The following is an 18,223-nucleotide window of genomic DNA, read 5'->3' as shown; positions in this document are numbered from 1 at the left end:
TCTTCTGCTCCTCGTCTCAATCAGGCCGCTTGCGCAGAGGGTTCAGCTGCCTTGACGGAGCTGCCGCTGCGAACGGTCTGCCAAACGTTGAAGGCCATCAGCAGCATACCGGTCAGGAAGAACATGCCACCGATCCAACGCACCAGGTAACCCGGGTGGCTGGCTTCAAGCGCTTCGACGAAGCTGTAGGTCAGAGTGCCGTCTTCGTTAACTGCACGCCACATCAGACCCTGCAGGATACCGTTAACCCACATGGAGCAGATGTACAGCACGGTACCGATGGTTGCGAGCCAGAAGTGTGTGTTGATCAGGCCAACAGAGTACATCTGAGCCTTACCGAACAGTTTCGGGATCATGTGGTACACGGCACCAATGGAGATCATCGCAACCCAACCCAGAGCGCCAGCATGTACGTGGCCAACGGTCCAGTCAGTGTTGTGTGACAGGGCGTTGACGGTCTTGATGGACATCATCGGGCCTTCGAAGGTAGACATACCATAGAAGGACAGAGATACCACCAGGAAGCGCAGTACCGGGTCGGTACGCAGTTTGTGCCAGGCGCCGGACAGGGTCATCATGCCGTTGATCATACCGCCCCAAGAGGGAGCCAACAGGATCAGTGACATGACCATGCCAACAGACTGAGTCCAGTCAGGCAGGGCAGAGTAGTGCAGGTGGTGACCACCGGCCCACATGTAGGTCGCGATCAGCGCCCAGAAGTGAACAATGGACAGGCGGTAAGAGTAGATCGGACGCTCGGCCTGCTTGGGTACGAAGTAGTACATCATGCCCAGGAAGCCTGCAGTCAGGAAGAAACCTACCGCGTTGTGGCCATACCACCACTGAACCATCGCATCCACGGTACCCGGGTACATGGAGTATGATTTGGTCAGGGATACCGGCATCGCCATGCTGTTGACGATATGCAGCACCGCAACGGTGATGATGAACGCCATGTAGAACCAGTTACCCACATAAATGTGAGACGTCTTGCGGTTCTTGACAGTGCCCAGGAAGACAATGGCATAGCTGACCCAAACCACGGCGATCAAAATGTCGATCGGCCACTCCAGTTCTGCGTACTCCTTGGCGGAGGTCAGACCCAGCGGAAGGGTAACAGCGGCTGCCAGAATCACGACCTGCCATCCCCAGAAAGTGAACGCAGCCAGGCCGTCCGAAAAAAGACGGGTCTGACAGGTGCGCTGCACCACATAGTAGGAAGTGGCAAAAAGTGCACAGCCACCAAACGCGAAGATTACCGCGTTGGTGTGTAACGGACGAATACGTCCGTAGGTCAACCAGGGAATATCAAAGTTCAGTGCAGGCCACACCAGCTGGGCGGCGATCAAAACGCCGACGCCCATACCGACGATGCCCCAGACCACCGTCATGATGGCGAACTGGCGCACGACTTTGTAGTTGTAAGTCGGGTGTTCAGTTGCAGTGCTCATGTCAGGCTCTCATCAACAAGCTAATAGTAGTAAGAAGAGTTCCACCCGCAATTATCTGGGAATACCCACGCCATTTCAATGCGATGGAACCTTTAACTGTGGTTTATTGTCGCAGGGGGCATTTATCTTCATTATATACCCGATCAAAAAAGACGGTTTTTTGTAACTGTTTGAATTTAATTTGGTAATTGGTTTTGTGTGCTGTCGTGGTAAAGCGGTTTATGCTTCAGAAGCACGGTTTTCAATGGTCTTTCGCTGAACTCGAGTGTTGATTTGATCTTTTGCTTGATATGGATCAAGCGCTTTTTTTGAGGTCATTTTCCATGCCACTGTGCGATGGCTTCTGTTGTTATCAGACTAAAGGATTACTATAGTGCGCCCACCGAGTCAGGAGAAAGTAATGAGTGAATTCAATACGCTGGTGCTGTATTGCCGTGCCGGATTCGAGAAGGAGTGCGCAGCGGAAATTTCCACCCGTCTTTCTGTAATGGGTATTTATGGCTATCCACGTTTCGAAACGGGGCAGGCCTATGTGATATTTCACTGTCAGCAACCCGGTGGTGCGACAGATGCGATTCAGCGGCTGCGTTTTCGCGACCTGATTTTCACTCGACAGTGGTTTGCGGCTTTACCACTGTTCGAGCAGCTTCCTGCGGATGATCGCATTACGCCGATTCTGGCCAGTGCCGGTAGCCTGCCTGTTGCAAGTGAGCTGGTTGCTGAAGTGGTGGATACCACTGAAGGGCGTGAGTTGCAGAGCTTTGCGCGCAAATTTGGCTCAGCCCTGTCGCAGGCGTTGCGACGTGAGTCGATTCTGCTTGAGCGCAAGCGTCGTGCCGACTGGCGCTTGCATATGTTGGTGCTTGATGGCCGTACGCTCTGGCTTGGCGCCGCACCGATAGGTAACAGTTCACCCTGGTCTATGGGTATTCTCCGGCTGAAGTTTCCTCAGCAGGCTCCTAGTCGCTCAACGCTCAAGCTGGAAGAAGCCTGGCGCTACTTTATACCGGCACAGCGGCAGGATGAGCTGCTTGGTGGAGGGTTGAGAGCGGTCGATTTAGGCGCGGCCCCCGGAGGGTGGACATGGCAGCTGGTGAAGCAGAACATGTTTGTCATTGCTGTCGACAATGGCCCAATGAGCCCTGACTTGATGGAGAGTGGGCAGGTTGAACACCGGCGTGAAGATGCATTTACCTTTGTGCCACCCAAGCCGGTTGACTGGATGGTATGCGACATTGTTGACAAGCCAGCGCGCGTGACCGAATTGGTGTTGCACTGGGCCGAAAACGGTTGGTGCCGGCATGCAATTTTCAACCTCAAGCTACCGATGAAGCAACGTTTTGCTGAAACTGAAAGCTGCCTTGGCTATCTGCGCGACTCCCTGGCCAATGCAGGTATCGGGTTCCGACTGCAGGCGCGGCAGCTCTACCACGATAGAGAAGAAATCACCTGCTGGCTGTCACTGGAACCCTGAGAGGTTTCAGTGAGCAAATACCGTAATCTTCTCTTCGCCCTCCAGCATGAGGGCGATCTGCTCCATCATTTCGCGGCGCTCTTCCGAGTGGTACCACTGCAGCCAATCGTTTTCACTGCGATAGGTGGCCAGAATCAGTCGGTGGTTGGGGCTGTCAACATTATGCAGTGCCTCGCCAGAGATGAAGCCGGGGACGTGCATGGCTTTCTGCAGGGTTTCACGTGCTACCCGGTCGTAATGAAGTTCCAGTTCATCGGCGACGTGGCGCTCAATCAGAACACGAATCATGGCATGACTCCTTGAGAGATGGTGTTTATATCAGGATAATCGCTTCCAAGGCGTGCGCAAGCCTGTATGAGCGGTTCCGCGCCCGGATTTAATTTGCGACAATAGCGCTTTGTAATTCAAGGTAGTTGTAATCCATGAGTGACCCTGTTGCTGACCACCTGCTGGATGCCAGCGGCCTGCTGTGTCCTGAGCCGGTAATGATGCTTCACAACAAGGTGCGGGAGATGCAGGCAGGAGAGTTGCTGAGGGTGTTGGCCACAGATCCATCTACCCAGCGCGACATACCAAAGTTCTGCGCTTTTCTCGGACATGAGCTCGTAAAGCAGCGGGTAGTGGATATGCATAGTTTCGAGTATTTAATTCGCAAAGGGGCTGGCTGAGTGTCAGAACTGAATCATCTGCAGCAACAGATTGAGTCTCTGCTGCAGGAGTGTGATCAAAGGCTGTCGGCTGCAGAGCAGCAGGGCAGTCGGACGGGACCCCGGACAACAGAGAGTGAAACAGTGAATCAGACGGCCAACAGCAAGAATCGCTCCAAGAACAGGGCAGCCAATCAGGCGGCTCTGGAACAACTGATCGAAGCCTACCCGCAGACTTTCAGTCGTGACAACGTCCGACCGCTCAAGATCGGTATTCAGGAGGACTTGATCGCTGATGACAAACTGGCTCGCAACAGAATCAAGCGTGCGCTGGCAACTTATGTGCGTTCGATCCATTACCTGCGCAGCGTGAAGGAAGGGGTTGATCGTGTCGACCTGGCTGGTGAAATGGCAGGCAGCGTGACGGCTGCAGAAGCTGAGCATGCGGCGGCACGCCTGAAAGAGATTCAGGCTGAGCGCAAGGAGCGGCAAAAACAGGAGCGGATGAAGGAACAGGAAGCGCGCAAACAGCAAAAGGACGACCGCCTTAGCCGGAAACTTGAGGCGTTGGTTAACCTCAAGGGTCGTTAATACTTGAAATAGCGATGTGCCGCCTCCAGATTATTAGACAATTTTAATATTTTGGAGGCCAATCCATGTCTGACTCTCTTCATATTTCCTGCCCCTCCTGTTTGGCAACAAATCGCATTCCCGCTTCCAGGCTCACACAGAAACCTGTCTGTGGTCGCTGTCACCAACCGCTGTTCATGGCTACTCCGCTTGAGCTCGATGAAACCGCTTTTGCTCGTGTTCAGGCCAATACGGACCTGCCGGTTCTGGTTGATTTCTGGGCATCATGGTGCGGTCCCTGCAAGATGATGGCACCGGTATTCGAGCGTGCGGCTGCCGAGCTGGAGCCTGCATGTCGTCTGGTCAAGATCAATACCGAGCAGTGTCAAAACCTGTCGGCACGCTACCAGATCCGCAGTATTCCAACGCTATTGCTACTGCAGGGCGGACAGGAGGTGGCGCGGCAGGCAGGTGCCATGGACCAGGTCAGCCTGGTCCGCTGGGTACGCCAGCATCTCTGACCGTCAAGGGAGCGGGGTCGGAGCGCCATACAGATAGCCCTGAGTGCCATCGATTTGCATCTCTTCCAGCAACTGCTGCTGCATTGGGCGCTCTACATGCTCGGCGTAGGCCTTTATTTCCAAACTGTGCGCTACGCTTATCAGGCTACTGACAAAGAAACGATCCTCCTCGCTGTGATCCAGCTGTCGAATCAGTGAACCATCAATCTTGAGGTAGTCGGGTCTCAATGCATAGAGGTAACTGAAGCCGTTGGGGTGTGTGCCGAAGTTGTCCACGCCAAAGCTGACCCCGAGCTGCTGTACTGAACGACGCAGGGATAGAATCGATTCCTGATGTGCCAGAATTGCGGTCTCGTTAATTTCAATGTTGAGCCGTCCTCGGTGTGAGCTGGCGCTGAGTTGCTCAAGCAGCCAAGGCACAAAGGGCGGGTGTTCCAGTGTCTGGTTTGCCAGGTTGAGACTGAGTGCGGGTGCGCCTGGGTTGTGGCTCAGGTAATTCAGAGCCTGTCTGACGATGGCGCGATCGATTCGTTCCATCAGGCCGAGATCCAGCGCTACGCTGATGAATTCGCCGGCGCTGCAAGGTTCATTATCGAGGTTCAGAATGCGGGCAAACACCTCTGCATGAATCGCTTCCTGCTTGGTTGACTTAAGGATCTGATGTTGCAGGAAGATTTGCTCATTGTTAATTGCATTGGCCACGTGAGACTGCCATTGCTCCGACCAGGTATGCTGGCTCTGGCGTGCGTGATAGTGCACCACTGCATCATGACCTGCCTCGGCTTCGTTAACAGCCAGGCGTGCCTGTGACATCAGCTGCTCAGGTGAACAGTGGTCATGACCGGAGGCGATGCCAATGCACAGTATCGAGGGTGTCGCGTCCTTCTTGCTGAGCTGTTCATACAGAGTGTTGATCTGCATCAGGCCGGGTTGCAGGCGGCGTTGCCAGTCATCGAAGTTGCGCTGCCTTGCCAGTAGTACCAGGTCAGCGCCACCGAGTCGACCGGTGATACTGAGTCCCGTGGATTGTCCAAGGTCTTCGATCATGCTGGCACATGCCTTGATCAGATGGTTGGCGGCATCTTCACCGAGATCACGGTTAACCTGCTGCAGGTCTCTCAGGTGGAACAGCAGTAGTGATGCGGGGCCAAAGTCCTGGCGGTATTCCAGATGCTCCTGAATCTGGGCCAGCAGGGCGCGACGATTATTCAAGCCTGTGAGGCTGTCACGGTAGGCTGTGCTGCGAAGGGCCTCAATATTTCGGTTCTGTTCCTCGAACATGTGTTGTACCTGCTTCACCATCAGGTTCATGGCGATAACAACGCGTCGCAGTTCGCGGGTTCGTGGAAGGTCAGGTTGTTCGATATATTCGCGCCGGGCAAGTGCCATTGCCTGATGCTCCACCCCGTGTAGAGGGCGCATGATAAAGCGCAGCAGCAGTGTCAGGAGCAGTGCAGAAACCAGAGCGAGTACGCTGAACAGCAGCATCGTATCGCGCACCCCGGCCCACAGTCTCTCATAGGCATATCCAGCACGGCTGCGCACATGGATCTCACCGACCTGTTGCCATTGATAGGCGATGGCGCGAGACATGGCGGGCGGCGTGATGCGCATCATGCTGATGAACCAATCCGGAGCATTGACTGCGGCTTCCGGATTGTAGCTCTTGCTGTACAGAACCGAGCCATCCTGTCCGGTCACTTCAATCTGCTGGTAGAAGCCACTATCGAAAATGGCATTGACGGCGGTTGCGATGGTCGCGCTGTCGGATTGCTGCATATAAGGTGCGAGGTACAGTCCGAGATGAGTGGCGCCATCTTCGGCATGCGATTCGAGCTGGCGTACCAGTGTGTCGCGCGAGCTGTCCGAAAGGAGGTATACGGTGCCCAGAACCAGCCCCAGCAATACGGTGAATACGGCAGCGATCAGTTGGTTGGTAAGGGACATTATTGGCGCTCCTGCGACTGTTGAATGTTGACCCGGTTGTTTTCCATGCGTGACTGCAGTTGTACCCATGGCTTGAGGCGGTCGGATGTACCCACCAGCTCGGCTCGCTGGCCTTTCTTGCTGAGCCAGAGGCTTTCACCGTTAAAAGTATAGACGTGCAGCAGGTCTGGGCGCTCATTGGCCGGGCGAATCGAGTTGATCAGATTGTCCAGTACCAGCGGCATGGCGGTGGGGTTGGGGTAGTAGGTCAGCACCATATGTGCCTGGTTCAGCTCAAGGGCCTTGACGTAGCTCAGGCTCAAACGCTCTTCAGCGACACCCATCACCCTTAGTGTGTAGTACTTGGCGATTGAAAAATCCTCGCAGTCACCGCCATTGCTGATCAGGAACTCTACCGGCGTCGCCCAATAGTCCTCCTTACCCCAGTGAGCAATATCATCCAAAAAACGCACCTGATTGAAAAATCGGTTAACCCGTTCCAGTTTCTCCGGTTCGCTCAACTGGTTGCCTTCGCGTATCAGGTTTTGCCAGGCCGTCAGCCTGCGTGCTGCCTGTTCTCCATACAGCTCACGGTAGCCTTCAATGCTGGCATCTGAAAGCAGTTGGGGCTGGTCGGCAGTGGCTAGCAGTGTGAGACCGGCGAACAGGGCTGCAACGCAGCACCGATACAGACAGCGTCCGGGTCTGCGCAGGCACATGAGGATGTTGCTCAAACGGGGCTTCCCATTAATGGTCTTATCAGTTCATGATGGTTGAAAAACGCGCGCCGCTCAAGCGTCATCCTGAACAGAGTGACCAGGCATCAAGCCACATTGACTGAGCAGGCGCTGCCAGGCGTCGGTATGGCGGTCTCGTGCCCGGATGTACTGTTGCCACAGGCTGTTATGGTGATCAGACAATGTTGCCTGAAAATAGTGCTTCAGGGCCGGGCTGGTTGGCAGTTCTGTGTAGAGAGGTTCAAGGCCGTTGCGCCATTGTTCACCGCTGCGGTGCAGAGTGGACATCATCGGTTGCAGTTCGCTTGCGTACCAACCGTTCAATACGGACTGAATGATACGCGCTCGGTTGTTGGGGCGATTATTGAAACAGATCGGGCGCTCATCGAGCCGAGCATTGATGGCGCTGGCGGTCTGGTCCAGTGTTTGGGTGAGCATATTCAGACTTTTCAGCCAGGGTGCGCCGAAGGGACGGGTATGAAGTTCGAAGTAGGATTGCTCAAGTTGGTCGCTCCAGGAAGGCAGAGACCAGTCAGGCTGTTGGCTCATTCTAAGCAGTTGCTCGAAACGCTGCAGAGGGGGCTGGAGCGCTCCGGATTGCTGAGCCTGTTTCATCTCTAATGCAGGGTGAGTGCGTGAAAATTGGGAGACCATTTCGCTGGAATTGAAAATGGCGTTACTCAGTACCCGTGGCAGCTGCTGGCGTTTGACCTGTTCGATGTGCTGCAGCCGTTCAAGCAGCTCATTTTCGCTCGTGTCACGTTTCGGCTGCTGTTGAAGCTCATGTATACAGTGGCGCAACGGTGGCAAAAAACGCAGCTCATAGAGCAAGCGCTGCGATGGCAATGCCAGTTTGCCCAGTGAGCTGTTGCGCTCTCCGATCAACTCCATCAGGCCGCAGCGACGCAGATCAAACACATCCACAACGCCCTCTCTCAGCTCAGGTATATCAAGCAGTCGCTCCCGTGCTTGAGGGTAAGGCGGTATGGTTGTATCAAGCTCCAGATTGATGGGGTAATCGATGGCATTGGCAACGCGACTGGCATAGTCCTCCAATCGCGTCTGGGGATTTTCAGTGCTGCAGGCGCTCAACAGAAGCAGCGCCAGAGTTGCTATCAACATCCGCATGACGTGCAATCCTGACCAGGCGTGTTGTCAGTAGTACGGCACCGACGCTGAGCCCGATCAGCAGTCCATACCAGAGTCCGGCTGCCCCCTGTGGCGCTGTCAGCCATTGAGTGAATCCCAGTACATACCCGACCGGAAGGCCGATCAGCCAATAAGCAATGAACACCATCAGCAGGGGGACGGCCGTATCCTTGTAGCCACGCAAGGCGCCGGCTGCACTGACCTGAAGTGCATCGGAAAACTGAAAAACGGCCGCAATACTGATCAGGGTGGCGGCCAGGCCAATAATCGCTTCACGGTCAGTGTAGAGTCCTACAATGGACTCGGCCAACAGTAGTGAAAGTGAGCTGCTGACCAGGGCGATGGTCAGGGTGATCATAACGCCGGTGATCACGGCATGTCGTGCGGCATCGCCTTGACCGGCCCCGACAAGCTGGCCTACACGGATGGTCAGTGCCATTGCAATGCTGAGTGGTACCATGAAGATCATGCCAGTATAGCTAATGGTGATCTGGTTGGCGGCGATCACCGTCTCGCCCAGCGGGGCCAGCAGCAGCGCCAACACGCAGAACATGCTGACCTCAATCAGCAATGCAAAGCCGATCGGCAGGCCGAGCCGAAGGAATGTCAGAATCACACTGCCTTTGGGGCGCTGCCAGTGACTGTAAAGACGCAATGGCCTGAAGCGAGGGCTGCGCAGCAGGTAGGCAATACCGGTCAGCAGCATGACCCACATCACAACGGCGCTGGCATAGCCGCAACCAACACCTCCCATTTCCGGCAGCCCCAGCTTGCCGAAAATCAGTACATAGTTAAGCGGGATATTACAGAGCATGCCCAGTACGGCGATGCGCATGACCGGATGGGTTTTGCCAAAGCCTTCACTGTAGCTGCGTACCACTTGATAGAGCAGAAAAGCAGGGAATCCCCAGCTTATTGCATCAAGGTAGTCGCGTGTAGTCTGCTCTAGTCGGGCTTCCAACTGCAGCAGTTCGAGTATCGGGCCTGGGTTGCGCAACAGCAGGACCCCCAGCAGGCTCAACAGCAGCGCAATCCATACGGCCTGCTGCAGCACCTGGCGGCTGCGGCGCTCGCGATGGGCGCCTATCAGGTGGGCAACCAGCGGAGTGGTGGCCATCAGTATACCGCCCAGTGCCAGAAACAATGGCAGCCAGAGGCTACTGCCAAGTGCAATGGCCGCAAGGTCGTTGGCTCCCGCACGAGCAGCCATCAAAGTGTCGATAAAGCCGATGGCGCTCTGAGCCAGCTGAGCTACCATGATCGGCCAGCCAAGCAGTAGCAGGGTGCGAATTTCCTCGCTGCGGTTGAAACCAGACCTCAACATGTCGCAGGTGCGGCGTGCTGAGCGTGTGTGGTGTTCATTGAACGGGGCCTTTTCACGGTGTGGCTGCGCATGTTGGAATATCCTCCTGTGGCGGGGCAAGGATAAGGGTGCGCTAACAGTAGTGCAACGCTAAGATGCAATGATACTGATAGATCAATTCCGGAGGTGAGTGATGAAGCTGCAAGACAGCAGTCTGCTGCGTGGGCAGGCCTATGTTAACGGTGAGTGGATTGACGCGAAAAGTGGAGAGACCTTCGCTGTCTTCAACCCTGCTACGGGTGACGAGCTGGTCCGGGTGCCACTGATGTCAGAGGCGGATGCCAAGGCAGCCGTGGCCGCCGCTCATGAGGCCTTCAAGCAGTGGCGTACGACAACCGCCAAGGAGCGAGCGACCGTGCTGCGACGCTGGTATCAATTGATGCAGGACAATATGGAAGACCTCGCACTGTTGATGACGCTTGAGCAGGGCAAGCCGTTGGCCGAAGCTCGTGGCGAAGTGCAGTATGCTGCAAGCTTTGTCGAATGGTTTGCCGAAGAAGGTAAGCGTGCCTATGGCGAGCTGATTCCAACTCACAAGCAGGATGCTCGCATTCTGGTCAGTCGTGAACCGGTCGGGGTGGTTGCCGCCATCACGCCCTGGAATTTCCCCGCCGCCATGATTACCCGCAAGGCCGCTCCTGCTCTGGCAGCAGGTTGCAGTTTCATCTGCAAACCGGCAGAAGATACACCGCTTTCTGCACTTGCACTGGCCGAATTGGCTCACCGTGCCGGTATTCCGGCCGGGGTGTTCAACATTCTTACGGGAGATCCAAGGGCGCTGGGCTCGGTGCTGACCGGGCATGAGCTGGTCCGTAAACTGTCTTTTACTGGCTCCACCCCGGTTGGCAAGCTGTTGATGGCGCAGTGTGCCAATACAGTGAAACGGGTCTCTCTGGAGCTGGGCGGTAATGCCCCCTTCATCGTATTTGATGATGCGGATCTTGAGCGGGCGCTGGATGGCGCCATGGCATCCAAATATCGCAATGCCGGCCAGACCTGTGTCTGTACCAACCGCTTTTTGGTGCAGGACGGAATCTATGACCGCTTTGTCGAGGCGTTGGCTGAACGTACGCGACAGTTGAAAGTGGGAAGTGGCACTGACGCGGATGTGCAGCAGGGGCCTCTGATCAACGCCGCTGCAGTGGCCAAGATCCAGAGCCACATTGATGATGCCGTTGCCAAGGGTGCAAGTGTGGTGTGTGGTGGCAAGCTACATGCCCTGGGACGCACATGGTTCGAGCCTACTGTGCTGCGTGATGTAACGCCACAGATGCAGGTGGCAACAGAAGAGACTTTCGGGCCACTTGCTCCTGTTTTTCGCTTCAGTGATGAAGCGGAGGCCATCGCCATGGCGAATGATACCGAATATGGTTTGGCGGCCTACTTTTTCAGTCGTGATCTTGGACGGGTCTGGCGGGTGGCTGAAGGCCTTGAATACGGCATGATCGGCATCAACGAAGGGATTATATCTACCGAGCTGGCACCGTTTGGCGGGGTGAAGGCATCCGGGCTGGGGCGTGAAGGGGCACGTCAGGGGTTGGAAGAGTACCTGGAGTGCAAATACATGCTGATGGGTGGTATCTGACATAAAAACACCGGGGCTGTGCATGCAGCCCCGGTGTTTTTTAAAGCGTTGACTGGATTAGTCCAGACGCTTGCGGACGTAGCTGCCGGGGGCAGGCTCAATCACTTTGTAATCACTGTTGCCGTAATCCTTCGGCGCATCAACTTTCTTGCCGGCACGACGACGCAGCCAGTCGTTCCAGTTGTTCCACCACGAGCCTTCCTGGCGCTCAGCGGTTTCCAGCCAGGCTTCGGGACCGCGTCCCATTTCGCCCTTGATCCAGAAATTGCGGCGATTCTTTTTCGCTGGATTGATAACGCCGGCAACGTGTCCACTGGCACCCAGCACAAATTCCACTGTGCCGCCAAACAGATCCAGCGCCTTGAAGGTGCCTTTCCAGGGGGCGATATGGTCTTCCATGGTCGACAGGAAGTAGCAGGGAGTTTTGACCTTGCGCAGATCAATCGGCTCGCCGCATATGGTCAGACCGTCAGGCTCAACCAGCTTGTTTTCAAGGTACATATTGTTTATGTAATAGGTGTACATCGCTGCCGGCAGGTTGGTCGGGTCGCTGTTCCAGTAGAGGATGTCGAACGGCGGTGGTGTCTGTCCCTTGAGGTAATTGTTGACCACATAGGACCAGATCAGGTCATTGGAGCGCAGCATGTTGAAGGATGTGGCCAGTTCTCGGCCGTGCAGAATGCCTTCACTGTTGACCTTGGATTCCAGCTGCTTGACCTGATATTGATCGATGTATACGCACAGGTCACCGGGGTTGCTGAAATCGATCAGCGTGGTGAGGAAGGTGCAGCTGCCGACCGAGTTGTCCTTGCGGTTGGCCAGCACAGCGAGGGCCGAGGCCATCAGGGTACCGCCAACGCACCAGGATACGGTGTTGACCTTTTCCTGACCGCTAATTGACTTGGTGACTTCAAGTGCCTTCAGAATACCGTCGCCAACGTAGTCATCCCAGCTCAAATCGCGTTGCTCTGCACCGGGGTTGGTCCAGGAGATGAGGTAAACATCCTGTCCCTGCTCCAGGCAGTAGCGGACAAACGAGTTATCCTGCTGCAGATCCAGAATGTAGAACTTGTTGATGCTTGGCGGCACGATAAGGGTTGGGCGCTCGTAAACCTGTTCGGTCAGCGGTTTGTAGTGGATCAACTGGAAGATGTCATTCTGGAAAACAACAGCACCTTCAGTCGTTGCCAGATTCTTGCCCAGTTCAAATGACGACTCGTCGGTCATTGAGATGCGGCCTTTCTCGATGTCGCCGAGAAGGTTTTTCAGACCGTTAACCAGACTTTCTCCTTTGGTTTCCAGTGCCTGTTGCAGCACTTCGGGGTTGGTGATGGCAAAGTTGGTGGGGGAGAGCGCATCCACATACTGGCGGGTGTAAAACTCCAGCTTCTGCTGCTCCTGCGGCGACAGATTGGCATTGTGGGCCATCTCGGTCAGCATGCGTGAGGTCAGTAGATAGGACTGTTTGATATAGTCGAAAACCGGGTTTTTGGACCATTCATCCGCCTTGAAGCGGCGATCGCCGGGCGGTGGTTCGGCAACCGGGCTGCTGGTATTGCCCGTCAACAGGTTGCGCCAAAGGTTAAATTGCGCCTGCTGATAGTCAGCGATGGCACGTACCCATACAGTCGGATCTTCAAGAGAGCGGGTGGCCAGTTCAGTCCATGATTGCGTGAACTGACGCAGGATATCGTCACCGCCGGTTGCCGAGAACATCTCCAGCATTTTGCTGGTCTCGTGATTGACGTAATTGATGAATTCCTGCGGGTCTGTTGCGATGTTGCCTTGTTTATCCGTCATAACTGCCTGCTTTCGGTCTCTGTTGTCCGGTATGAACGCAGGCTCCCTGGCCCTGAATACGCTTACGCCGGAATCAACCTGTGGTTTTGGCTTGTAGCGGGAAACTGTTTTGAGCATAGACCGGTGCCTATGGCACTGACAAGCCCTCATAAAGTATTAGCATCAGGCTTTGCTATTGCACCTGTGTTACTGCGATGCAATATTTCGCGTTTTGCTGTCGAGAGAGCATAGCCGAGGTGAAGGTTGTGTCAGTATAAGTAATAATGTTGCATGCGCTTAAAAACAGGATGAAAAGTGATCATGTACCAGCTTGACCTGATGACCACAGAGGGCTGTCACCTGTGTGATGATGCCGTTGCCATACTTCAGCTGGGGCTTGAACCGGATGAGGCTGAAGTGGATCTGGTTGATATTGTCTACGATGAAGCGCTGATGGAGCGCTATGCGACACGGATTCCCGTATTGGTCGATCGGGTCGGTGGTGGCGAGCTTAATTGGCCCTTTGATGGTCAGCGGCTGGCGCAGTTTCTGCAAAACTGCGCTCAGCCTTAGGGTCAGGTTAACCGTCGTTCTGCTGATACAGTGCCAGCATATTGAACTCCTGTGGACTGAACAGGGTCACCGGGCGCTGAGCCAAACGTTCGTAAATGACTCTGAATGCCAAAACGTTTTGGACGTAGTTGCGGGTTTCGTCGAAGGGGATGGTTTCGATCCAGATGTCCAGTGGCAGGTCACCCCGTGCATCCAACCATTGGCTGACGCGATAGGGGCCGGCATTATAAGCGGCTGATGCATAGGCCAGGTTGCCGTTGAAGCGCTCAGCCATCTCGCTCAGATAGGCGGTGCCCAGGCGAATATTGGTGTCTGGCTCGGACAGCAGGCTGAGCCTGGGCAACGGAATGGCATGGCGTTTGGCCGTGGCGCGTGCCGTTGCCGGCATCAACTGCATCAATCCCAGCGCGCCGGCATGGGAGCGTGCCTGCATCCAAAATGCACTCTCCTGACGGGCAATGGCAACCGCCCAGGCCGGATCGATGGCGCGATTCTGGGCGTGCTGTTCAAACAGCTCCGGCAGGGGGTTGGGGAAGCGCAGCTGCATGTCGTTCCAGCGCTGGCTGCTGATGGCGCCCCGAATGCCTTGATCGTACCAGCCCCATTCTCTGGCCAGGTGGGCGGCCGCGTGAATTTGCTCGGGCTTCATGTGGCTGATCGCAAGATTCCACTCCGAGCGGGCATCATAATAGCGCTCAAGCGCGAGCAATTCACGAATGCGGACAAACGCAGGCAGTTGTGCCAGCTGTTGTTTGGCGTCTGTGCTCTGAACCAGTGGCGTATCATTGAGCTGGTAGGGTGTGTCCAGCATCTGGGCTGCCATAAAGCCATAGAATGAGCGCTCGGTGGCAAGATCTCGCAACAGAGCCTCTCGGCCGGGCTTACCTAGCTGTTCCAGAGCAATCGCTTTCCAGTAGCGCCAGCGGTCGGTGTGTCTCTCAGCCTCATCCAGCTTTTCAATCAGGGACAGCGCTTCGGCCCAGTCCTGTCGTACCAGCGCCAGACGAACTCGCCACCCAGAAAGGTCGGCCAGTTTATGCTCGGGATCCAGTGAGGCCAGCAGGGGATCGGTTTCGGCCGGGAAGCGCTTTGCCATCAGCACGCCCAGACGCCTGCTGACGGAGTCGTATTGTTCGGCCGGTACCTGCAGTCGATCGCGCTCACGTACCCAGAGTCGAATGGCCTGCTCAAGGTCCTGACGTGCCAGTCGGTTGACCGCCAATACCAGCATCTGATCGGCATGCGGTGTTTCGGGGCTGAGCAACTGGGGTTGCTGTGTCAGTTGCTCCGGGTTGTCATACAGGGAACGAGCCAGTTTTGCCTGCTGCTGCAACTCGCTTTGCGTAATGAAGCGTGCCGCATAGGTTGCCAAGCCGGGGCGTCCCCGCATCAATGCAGCCAAGTGGCGATTGAGTGCATCCTGCTGGCTGAAGTGGCTTGATTTCAGCCACTGACTGAAAACGGGGTCGCATTCGTCAGGCTGTGAATGGCCAACGGTCCAGAGCGTGCGGGCCGCTTCCCAGGCGTCCTGCTGTTGCTGCGTGTCCAGAAGGTAGCTCGCATGCAGGCACTGCAACCGAGTGTCGGGGCGCTGAATTTGTTGCCAAGCTTGGCTGAAAGCTGGCCAGTCTTTTTTTTCACCACTGCTGCGAGCCCAGGCAAACAGCAGTCGACCCGCCAATGGGGTATCCGCATTGGCATCGATAAATGCCTGCAGTTGTTCAGCAGAAGCGCTGTCGATCCGGCTGTTGATTTGCTGGTACTCGAGATAGGGGTACAGAGGATATGCGCTGAATGCGGTTTTTTGCTCATGGCTGAGCGGGGTGGCCTGCAGCAAGGCGCTTCTGAACTGTTCACGCAGTTCATCGTGATGATCGTGTGCGCTGGATACGCCAGCTTGCAGCAGTGGCGGCAACAATAACAATAACTTCAGCCTGAACATAATAATCTCCGAACAGCCGTAACCAATCTGAATACTGTCGGCCAGTGTATCCTGCTCTAAAAGCAAAAATAACCATTGTTCTGCTGTTTTCAACAGAAGCACTGAATTCAGGTACACTAGCGTGCTTGAATGTTTGTAAGGTACGGGTTTGTATGCCGCTGATAAAATTGGAAGGTGTGTCGGTCAGCTTCAGTGCTGCGCCGCTGATGGATGGTGTTGATTTTCAGATTGATCCAGGCGAGCGGATTGCACTGGTTGGCCTCAACGGGGCGGGGAAGTCGACCCTGATGAAGCTGGTGTCCGGCGAGATTCATTCTGATCAGGGCTCTGTCTGGCGGGATCCGGCCATTCGTATCGCTCAGCTGTCCCAGATGCTGCCGGCAGCCGATGAGCGGACGGTACATGATGTGGTAGCGTCCGGTCTTGCCGAAGTGGTTGAGCTGCGCCGTGCCTACGATACCCTTTCACACAACACGGATGCCGCTTCACTGAAGCAGCTGGAAGAGCTGCAGCATCAGTTGGAAGCCCGTGACGGCTGGCATCTTGAACAGCAAGTACAATCTGTGCTGGATCGGCTTGGGCTGCAGCCGGATACCCGTATGGCAGAGCTGTCCGGTGGTTGGCGTCGCCGTGCCGCCCTGGGGGCGGCACTGGTGCAGAAACCAGATCTGTTGCTGCTGGATGAGCCGACCAACCATCTCGATATCGAAACCATTGAATGGCTTGAGCAGATGATGCTCGACTTCCGGGGAGCCATTCTGTTTGTCTCGCATGACCGTGCGCTGGTGGAGAAGCTGGCAACACGCATCGTAGAGCTGGATCGCGGTGTGCTGACCAGCTTTCCGGGCAGCTACAGCCGTTACCTGGAACTGAAACAACAGCTGCTGGATGAGGAGGCGCGTCACAACGCCGAATTTGACAAGAAGCTGGCCCAGGAGGAACGCTGGATTCGTCAGGGGATCAAGGCACGCCGCACCCGCAACGAAGGCAGAGTTCGTGCGCTGGAGCAACTGCGACGCGAGCGTTCACAGCGCCGTGAGCGCCAGGGCGGGGCAAGCTTTGGCCTTGAAGAGGCGCAGAAGTCAGGCAAGCTGGTGGCAGAGCTGGAGCATGTCTCGATGAGTTACGCCGGCAAACCATTGTTGTGTGACTTCTCACTCAAGATTCAGCGTGGTGACCGAATCGGTTTGATCGGTCCTAACGGCAGCGGCAAAAGCACTTTGTTGAAGATTGTACTCGGCCAGCTTGAGCCGGAGTCTGGTGTGGTCAGGCTCGGCACCAAGCTGGAGGTGGCCTACTTCGACCAGCTAAGAGGACAGCTTGACCCCGAAAAAAGCGTGATCGACAACGTATCAGGTGGGCGCGAGAGTATTGACGTCAACGGTCAGTCGCGCCACATTATCAGTTATCTGCAGGATTTTCTGTTCAGCCCCGAGCGTGCGCGGACCCCGGTCAAGGCGCTTTCCGGTGGGGAGTGCAACCGACTGCTGTTGGCGCGTCTGTTCAGTCAGCCGGCCAATGTTCTGGTACTGGACGAGCCAACTAACGACCTTGATGTGGAAACGCTGGAGCTGCTGGAAGAAATTCTACTCAACTTTGATGGCACCATTCTTCTTGTCAGTCATGACCGTCGTTTCCTCGATAATGTGGTCACCAGCTCGGTGGTGTTTGAAGGGCAGGGTGTGGTCCGTGAGTATGTGGGTGGCTATGCCGACTGGTTGCGGCAGCGGCCACAGCCTGTCGCAGCGGCCAAGGCCGAGAAGCCAAAGCCTGTTGCCGCGAAAAAGCCGACGGCCAAAAAGCTGAGTTATAAGCTGCAGCGAGAACTGGATCTGTTGCCACAGCAGATGGAGGAGACAGAGGCTGAGCTGGAGCGGTTGCACGCTGTCACCGCATCACCCGAATTTTACGCTGGTGATCAGACCGAGATTGCCAACACGCTCGAGTTGCTGCAACAGCAGGAGCAGCAGCTCGAGGCGTTGATGGAGCGCTGGGTTGAGCTGGAGTCAATGCAGGAGGGGGGTTAGTCCTCCTCTTTTACCCGAATTGCCAGCACATCACATTTGGCGCCATGCAGGACACCATTGGCGGTCGAACCAAGCAGCAGGGCAAGCCCATGGCGGCCATGGCTGCCCAGGATTACCAAGTCGGTGTTGTGCTCTTCGGCAGCACGGTGAATTTCCGTCTCGGTATGGCCTGTCACGATAATTTTGTTACTGACAGGGTAGCCAATCTTTTCTGCATACAGGTCCAGCTTGGTGCGTGCATGCTCGTCAAGCTGCTCCTGTATGGTCGTCAGGTCCATGGGAACATCGCCGCCATAGGCAAAGCTGAGAGGCTCCACTACGTGAATCAGGTTGAGTTCGGCGCCGAAAGCTTTGGCCATCTCGGCCGTTTTCATTGCCAGCTGTTCCGATTCATCTGACAGATCCAGCGCAAGCAGAATGCGGGAATAGATACTCATCGTTATATCCTTCCAGTTGAGTGTGCCTCTAGAATAGCACTG

At 55.6% G+C, this 18,223-nt stretch carries 16 protein-coding genes; 7 read left to right on the top strand and 9 right to left on the bottom strand.

The genetic code is table 11. The annotated features are described in order from the left end of the window. Positions 1 to 20: 20 nt before the first annotated feature. A complete protein-coding gene (gene ccoN, locus BLV48_RS03600; RefSeq protein ID WP_091823228.1) occupies positions 21 to 1,451 on the bottom strand; it encodes a cytochrome-c oxidase, cbb3-type subunit I in 1,431 nt (476 codons plus the stop codon). A 400-nt stretch (positions 1,452 to 1,851) separates the two neighbouring features. Here ccoN and rlmM point away from each other — a divergent pair, with 400 nt between their 5' ends. Then, entirely contained in the window at positions 1,852 to 2,925 is a 1,074-nt protein-coding gene (gene rlmM / locus BLV48_RS03595) for a 23S rRNA (cytidine(2498)-2'-O)-methyltransferase RlmM (protein WP_091823226.1), read from the top strand. Positions 2,926 to 2,931: 6 nt separating this feature from the next. On the opposite strand, the gene BLV48_RS03590 is transcribed toward rlmM, so the two are convergent. Then, entirely contained in the window at positions 2,932 to 3,213 is a 282-nt protein-coding gene (locus tag BLV48_RS03590) for an antibiotic biosynthesis monooxygenase family protein (protein ID WP_091823223.1), read from the bottom strand. A 134-nt stretch (positions 3,214 to 3,347) separates the two neighbouring features. Between BLV48_RS03590 and tusA the strand changes: the two genes are divergently transcribed. The 3 genes from tusA to trxC all read left to right on the top strand — a co-directional run bounded on the left by tusA (position 3,348) and on the right by trxC (position 4,663). After that, the gene (gene tusA, locus BLV48_RS03585; RefSeq protein ID WP_091823220.1) at positions 3,348 to 3,593 is read left to right on the top strand and encodes a sulfurtransferase TusA; all 246 of its coding nucleotides are present in this window, start codon (positions 3,348 to 3,350) and stop codon (positions 3,591 to 3,593) included. Then, complete coding sequence (locus tag BLV48_RS03580; protein WP_091823218.1) at positions 3,594 to 4,163, top strand: ProQ/FINO family protein; 570 nt, start codon at positions 3,594 to 3,596, stop codon at positions 4,161 to 4,163. Positions 4,164 to 4,228: 65 nt separating this feature from the next. Further along, entirely contained in the window at positions 4,229 to 4,663 is a 435-nt protein-coding gene (gene trxC, locus BLV48_RS03575) for a thioredoxin TrxC (RefSeq protein WP_091823215.1), read from the top strand. A 3-nt stretch (positions 4,664 to 4,666) separates the two neighbouring features. On the opposite strand, the gene BLV48_RS03570 is transcribed toward trxC, so the two are convergent. From BLV48_RS03570 to BLV48_RS03555, 4 genes are read right to left on the bottom strand one after another with little or no spacing between them, the layout of a single operon-like run. Next, positions 4,667 to 6,610, bottom strand: a complete 1,944-nt coding sequence (locus BLV48_RS03570) for a bifunctional diguanylate cyclase/phosphodiesterase (protein ID WP_091823212.1) — start codon at positions 6,608 to 6,610, stop codon at positions 4,667 to 4,669. After that, complete coding sequence (locus BLV48_RS03565) at positions 6,610 to 7,323, bottom strand: transglutaminase-like cysteine peptidase (RefSeq protein WP_254774961.1); 714 nt, start codon at positions 7,321 to 7,323, stop codon at positions 6,610 to 6,612. Before BLV48_RS03565 ends, BLV48_RS03570 begins: the two co-directional genes overlap by 1 nt. A 57-nt stretch (positions 7,324 to 7,380) precedes the next feature. Continuing rightward, on the bottom strand, positions 7,381 to 8,454 hold the full coding sequence (locus BLV48_RS03560; RefSeq protein WP_091823814.1) for a DUF3080 family protein: 1,074 nt from the start codon (positions 8,452 to 8,454) through the stop codon (positions 7,381 to 7,383). Then, positions 8,399 to 9,799 carry an MATE family efflux transporter gene (locus tag BLV48_RS03555; RefSeq protein ID WP_091823206.1) on the bottom strand — a complete coding sequence of 467 codons (1,401 nt, stop codon included), beginning with the start codon at positions 9,797 to 9,799 and terminating at the stop codon, positions 8,399 to 8,401. Before BLV48_RS03555 ends, BLV48_RS03560 begins: the two co-directional genes overlap by 56 nt. Before the next feature lie 172 nt (positions 9,800 to 9,971). On the opposite strand from BLV48_RS03555, the gene BLV48_RS03550 reads away from it, so the two are divergent. Beyond that, positions 9,972 to 11,423, top strand: a complete 1,452-nt coding sequence (locus BLV48_RS03550; RefSeq protein ID WP_091823203.1) for an NAD-dependent succinate-semialdehyde dehydrogenase — start codon at positions 9,972 to 9,974, stop codon at positions 11,421 to 11,423. 57 nt (positions 11,424 to 11,480) lie between these two features. Here BLV48_RS03550 and BLV48_RS03545 read toward each other — a convergent pair whose 3' ends face one another. Continuing rightward, positions 11,481 to 13,223 (bottom strand): PHA/PHB synthase family protein, encoded by a 1,743-nt coding sequence (locus BLV48_RS03545; RefSeq protein ID WP_091823200.1) that lies wholly within the window; start codon positions 13,221 to 13,223, stop codon positions 11,481 to 11,483. A gap of 300 nt (positions 13,224 to 13,523) precedes the next feature. On the opposite strand from BLV48_RS03545, the gene BLV48_RS03540 reads away from it, so the two are divergent. Then, complete coding sequence (locus BLV48_RS03540) at positions 13,524 to 13,775, top strand: glutaredoxin family protein (RefSeq protein WP_091823197.1); 252 nt, start codon at positions 13,524 to 13,526, stop codon at positions 13,773 to 13,775. 7 nt (positions 13,776 to 13,782) lie between these two features. Here BLV48_RS03540 and BLV48_RS03535 read toward each other — a convergent pair whose 3' ends face one another. Continuing rightward, on the bottom strand, positions 13,783 to 15,717 hold the full coding sequence (locus tag BLV48_RS03535) for a transglycosylase SLT domain-containing protein (protein WP_139253878.1): 1,935 nt from the start codon (positions 15,715 to 15,717) through the stop codon (positions 13,783 to 13,785). Between the two features lie 152 nt (positions 15,718 to 15,869). Between BLV48_RS03535 and BLV48_RS03530 the strand changes: the two genes are divergently transcribed. Beyond that, positions 15,870 to 17,744 (top strand): ATP-binding cassette domain-containing protein, encoded by a 1,875-nt coding sequence (locus BLV48_RS03530; protein WP_091823191.1) that lies wholly within the window; start codon positions 15,870 to 15,872, stop codon positions 17,742 to 17,744. Here the strand turns inward: BLV48_RS03530 and BLV48_RS03525 are convergent. Beyond that, positions 17,741 to 18,181 (bottom strand): universal stress protein, encoded by a 441-nt coding sequence (locus BLV48_RS03525; RefSeq protein ID WP_091823188.1) that lies wholly within the window; start codon positions 18,179 to 18,181, stop codon positions 17,741 to 17,743. The genes BLV48_RS03530 and BLV48_RS03525 overlap by 4 nt on opposite strands. Positions 18,182 to 18,223 lie beyond the last annotated feature (42 nt).

It is taken from the genome of Marinobacterium iners DSM 11526 (genome assembly GCF_900107855.1).
GTDB classification, from domain to species: Bacteria; Pseudomonadota; Gammaproteobacteria; order Pseudomonadales; family Balneatricaceae; genus Marinobacterium; species Marinobacterium iners.
Note: the sequence above shows the minus strand (reverse complement) of the source record. Positions and strands in the feature narration are given on the sequence as shown.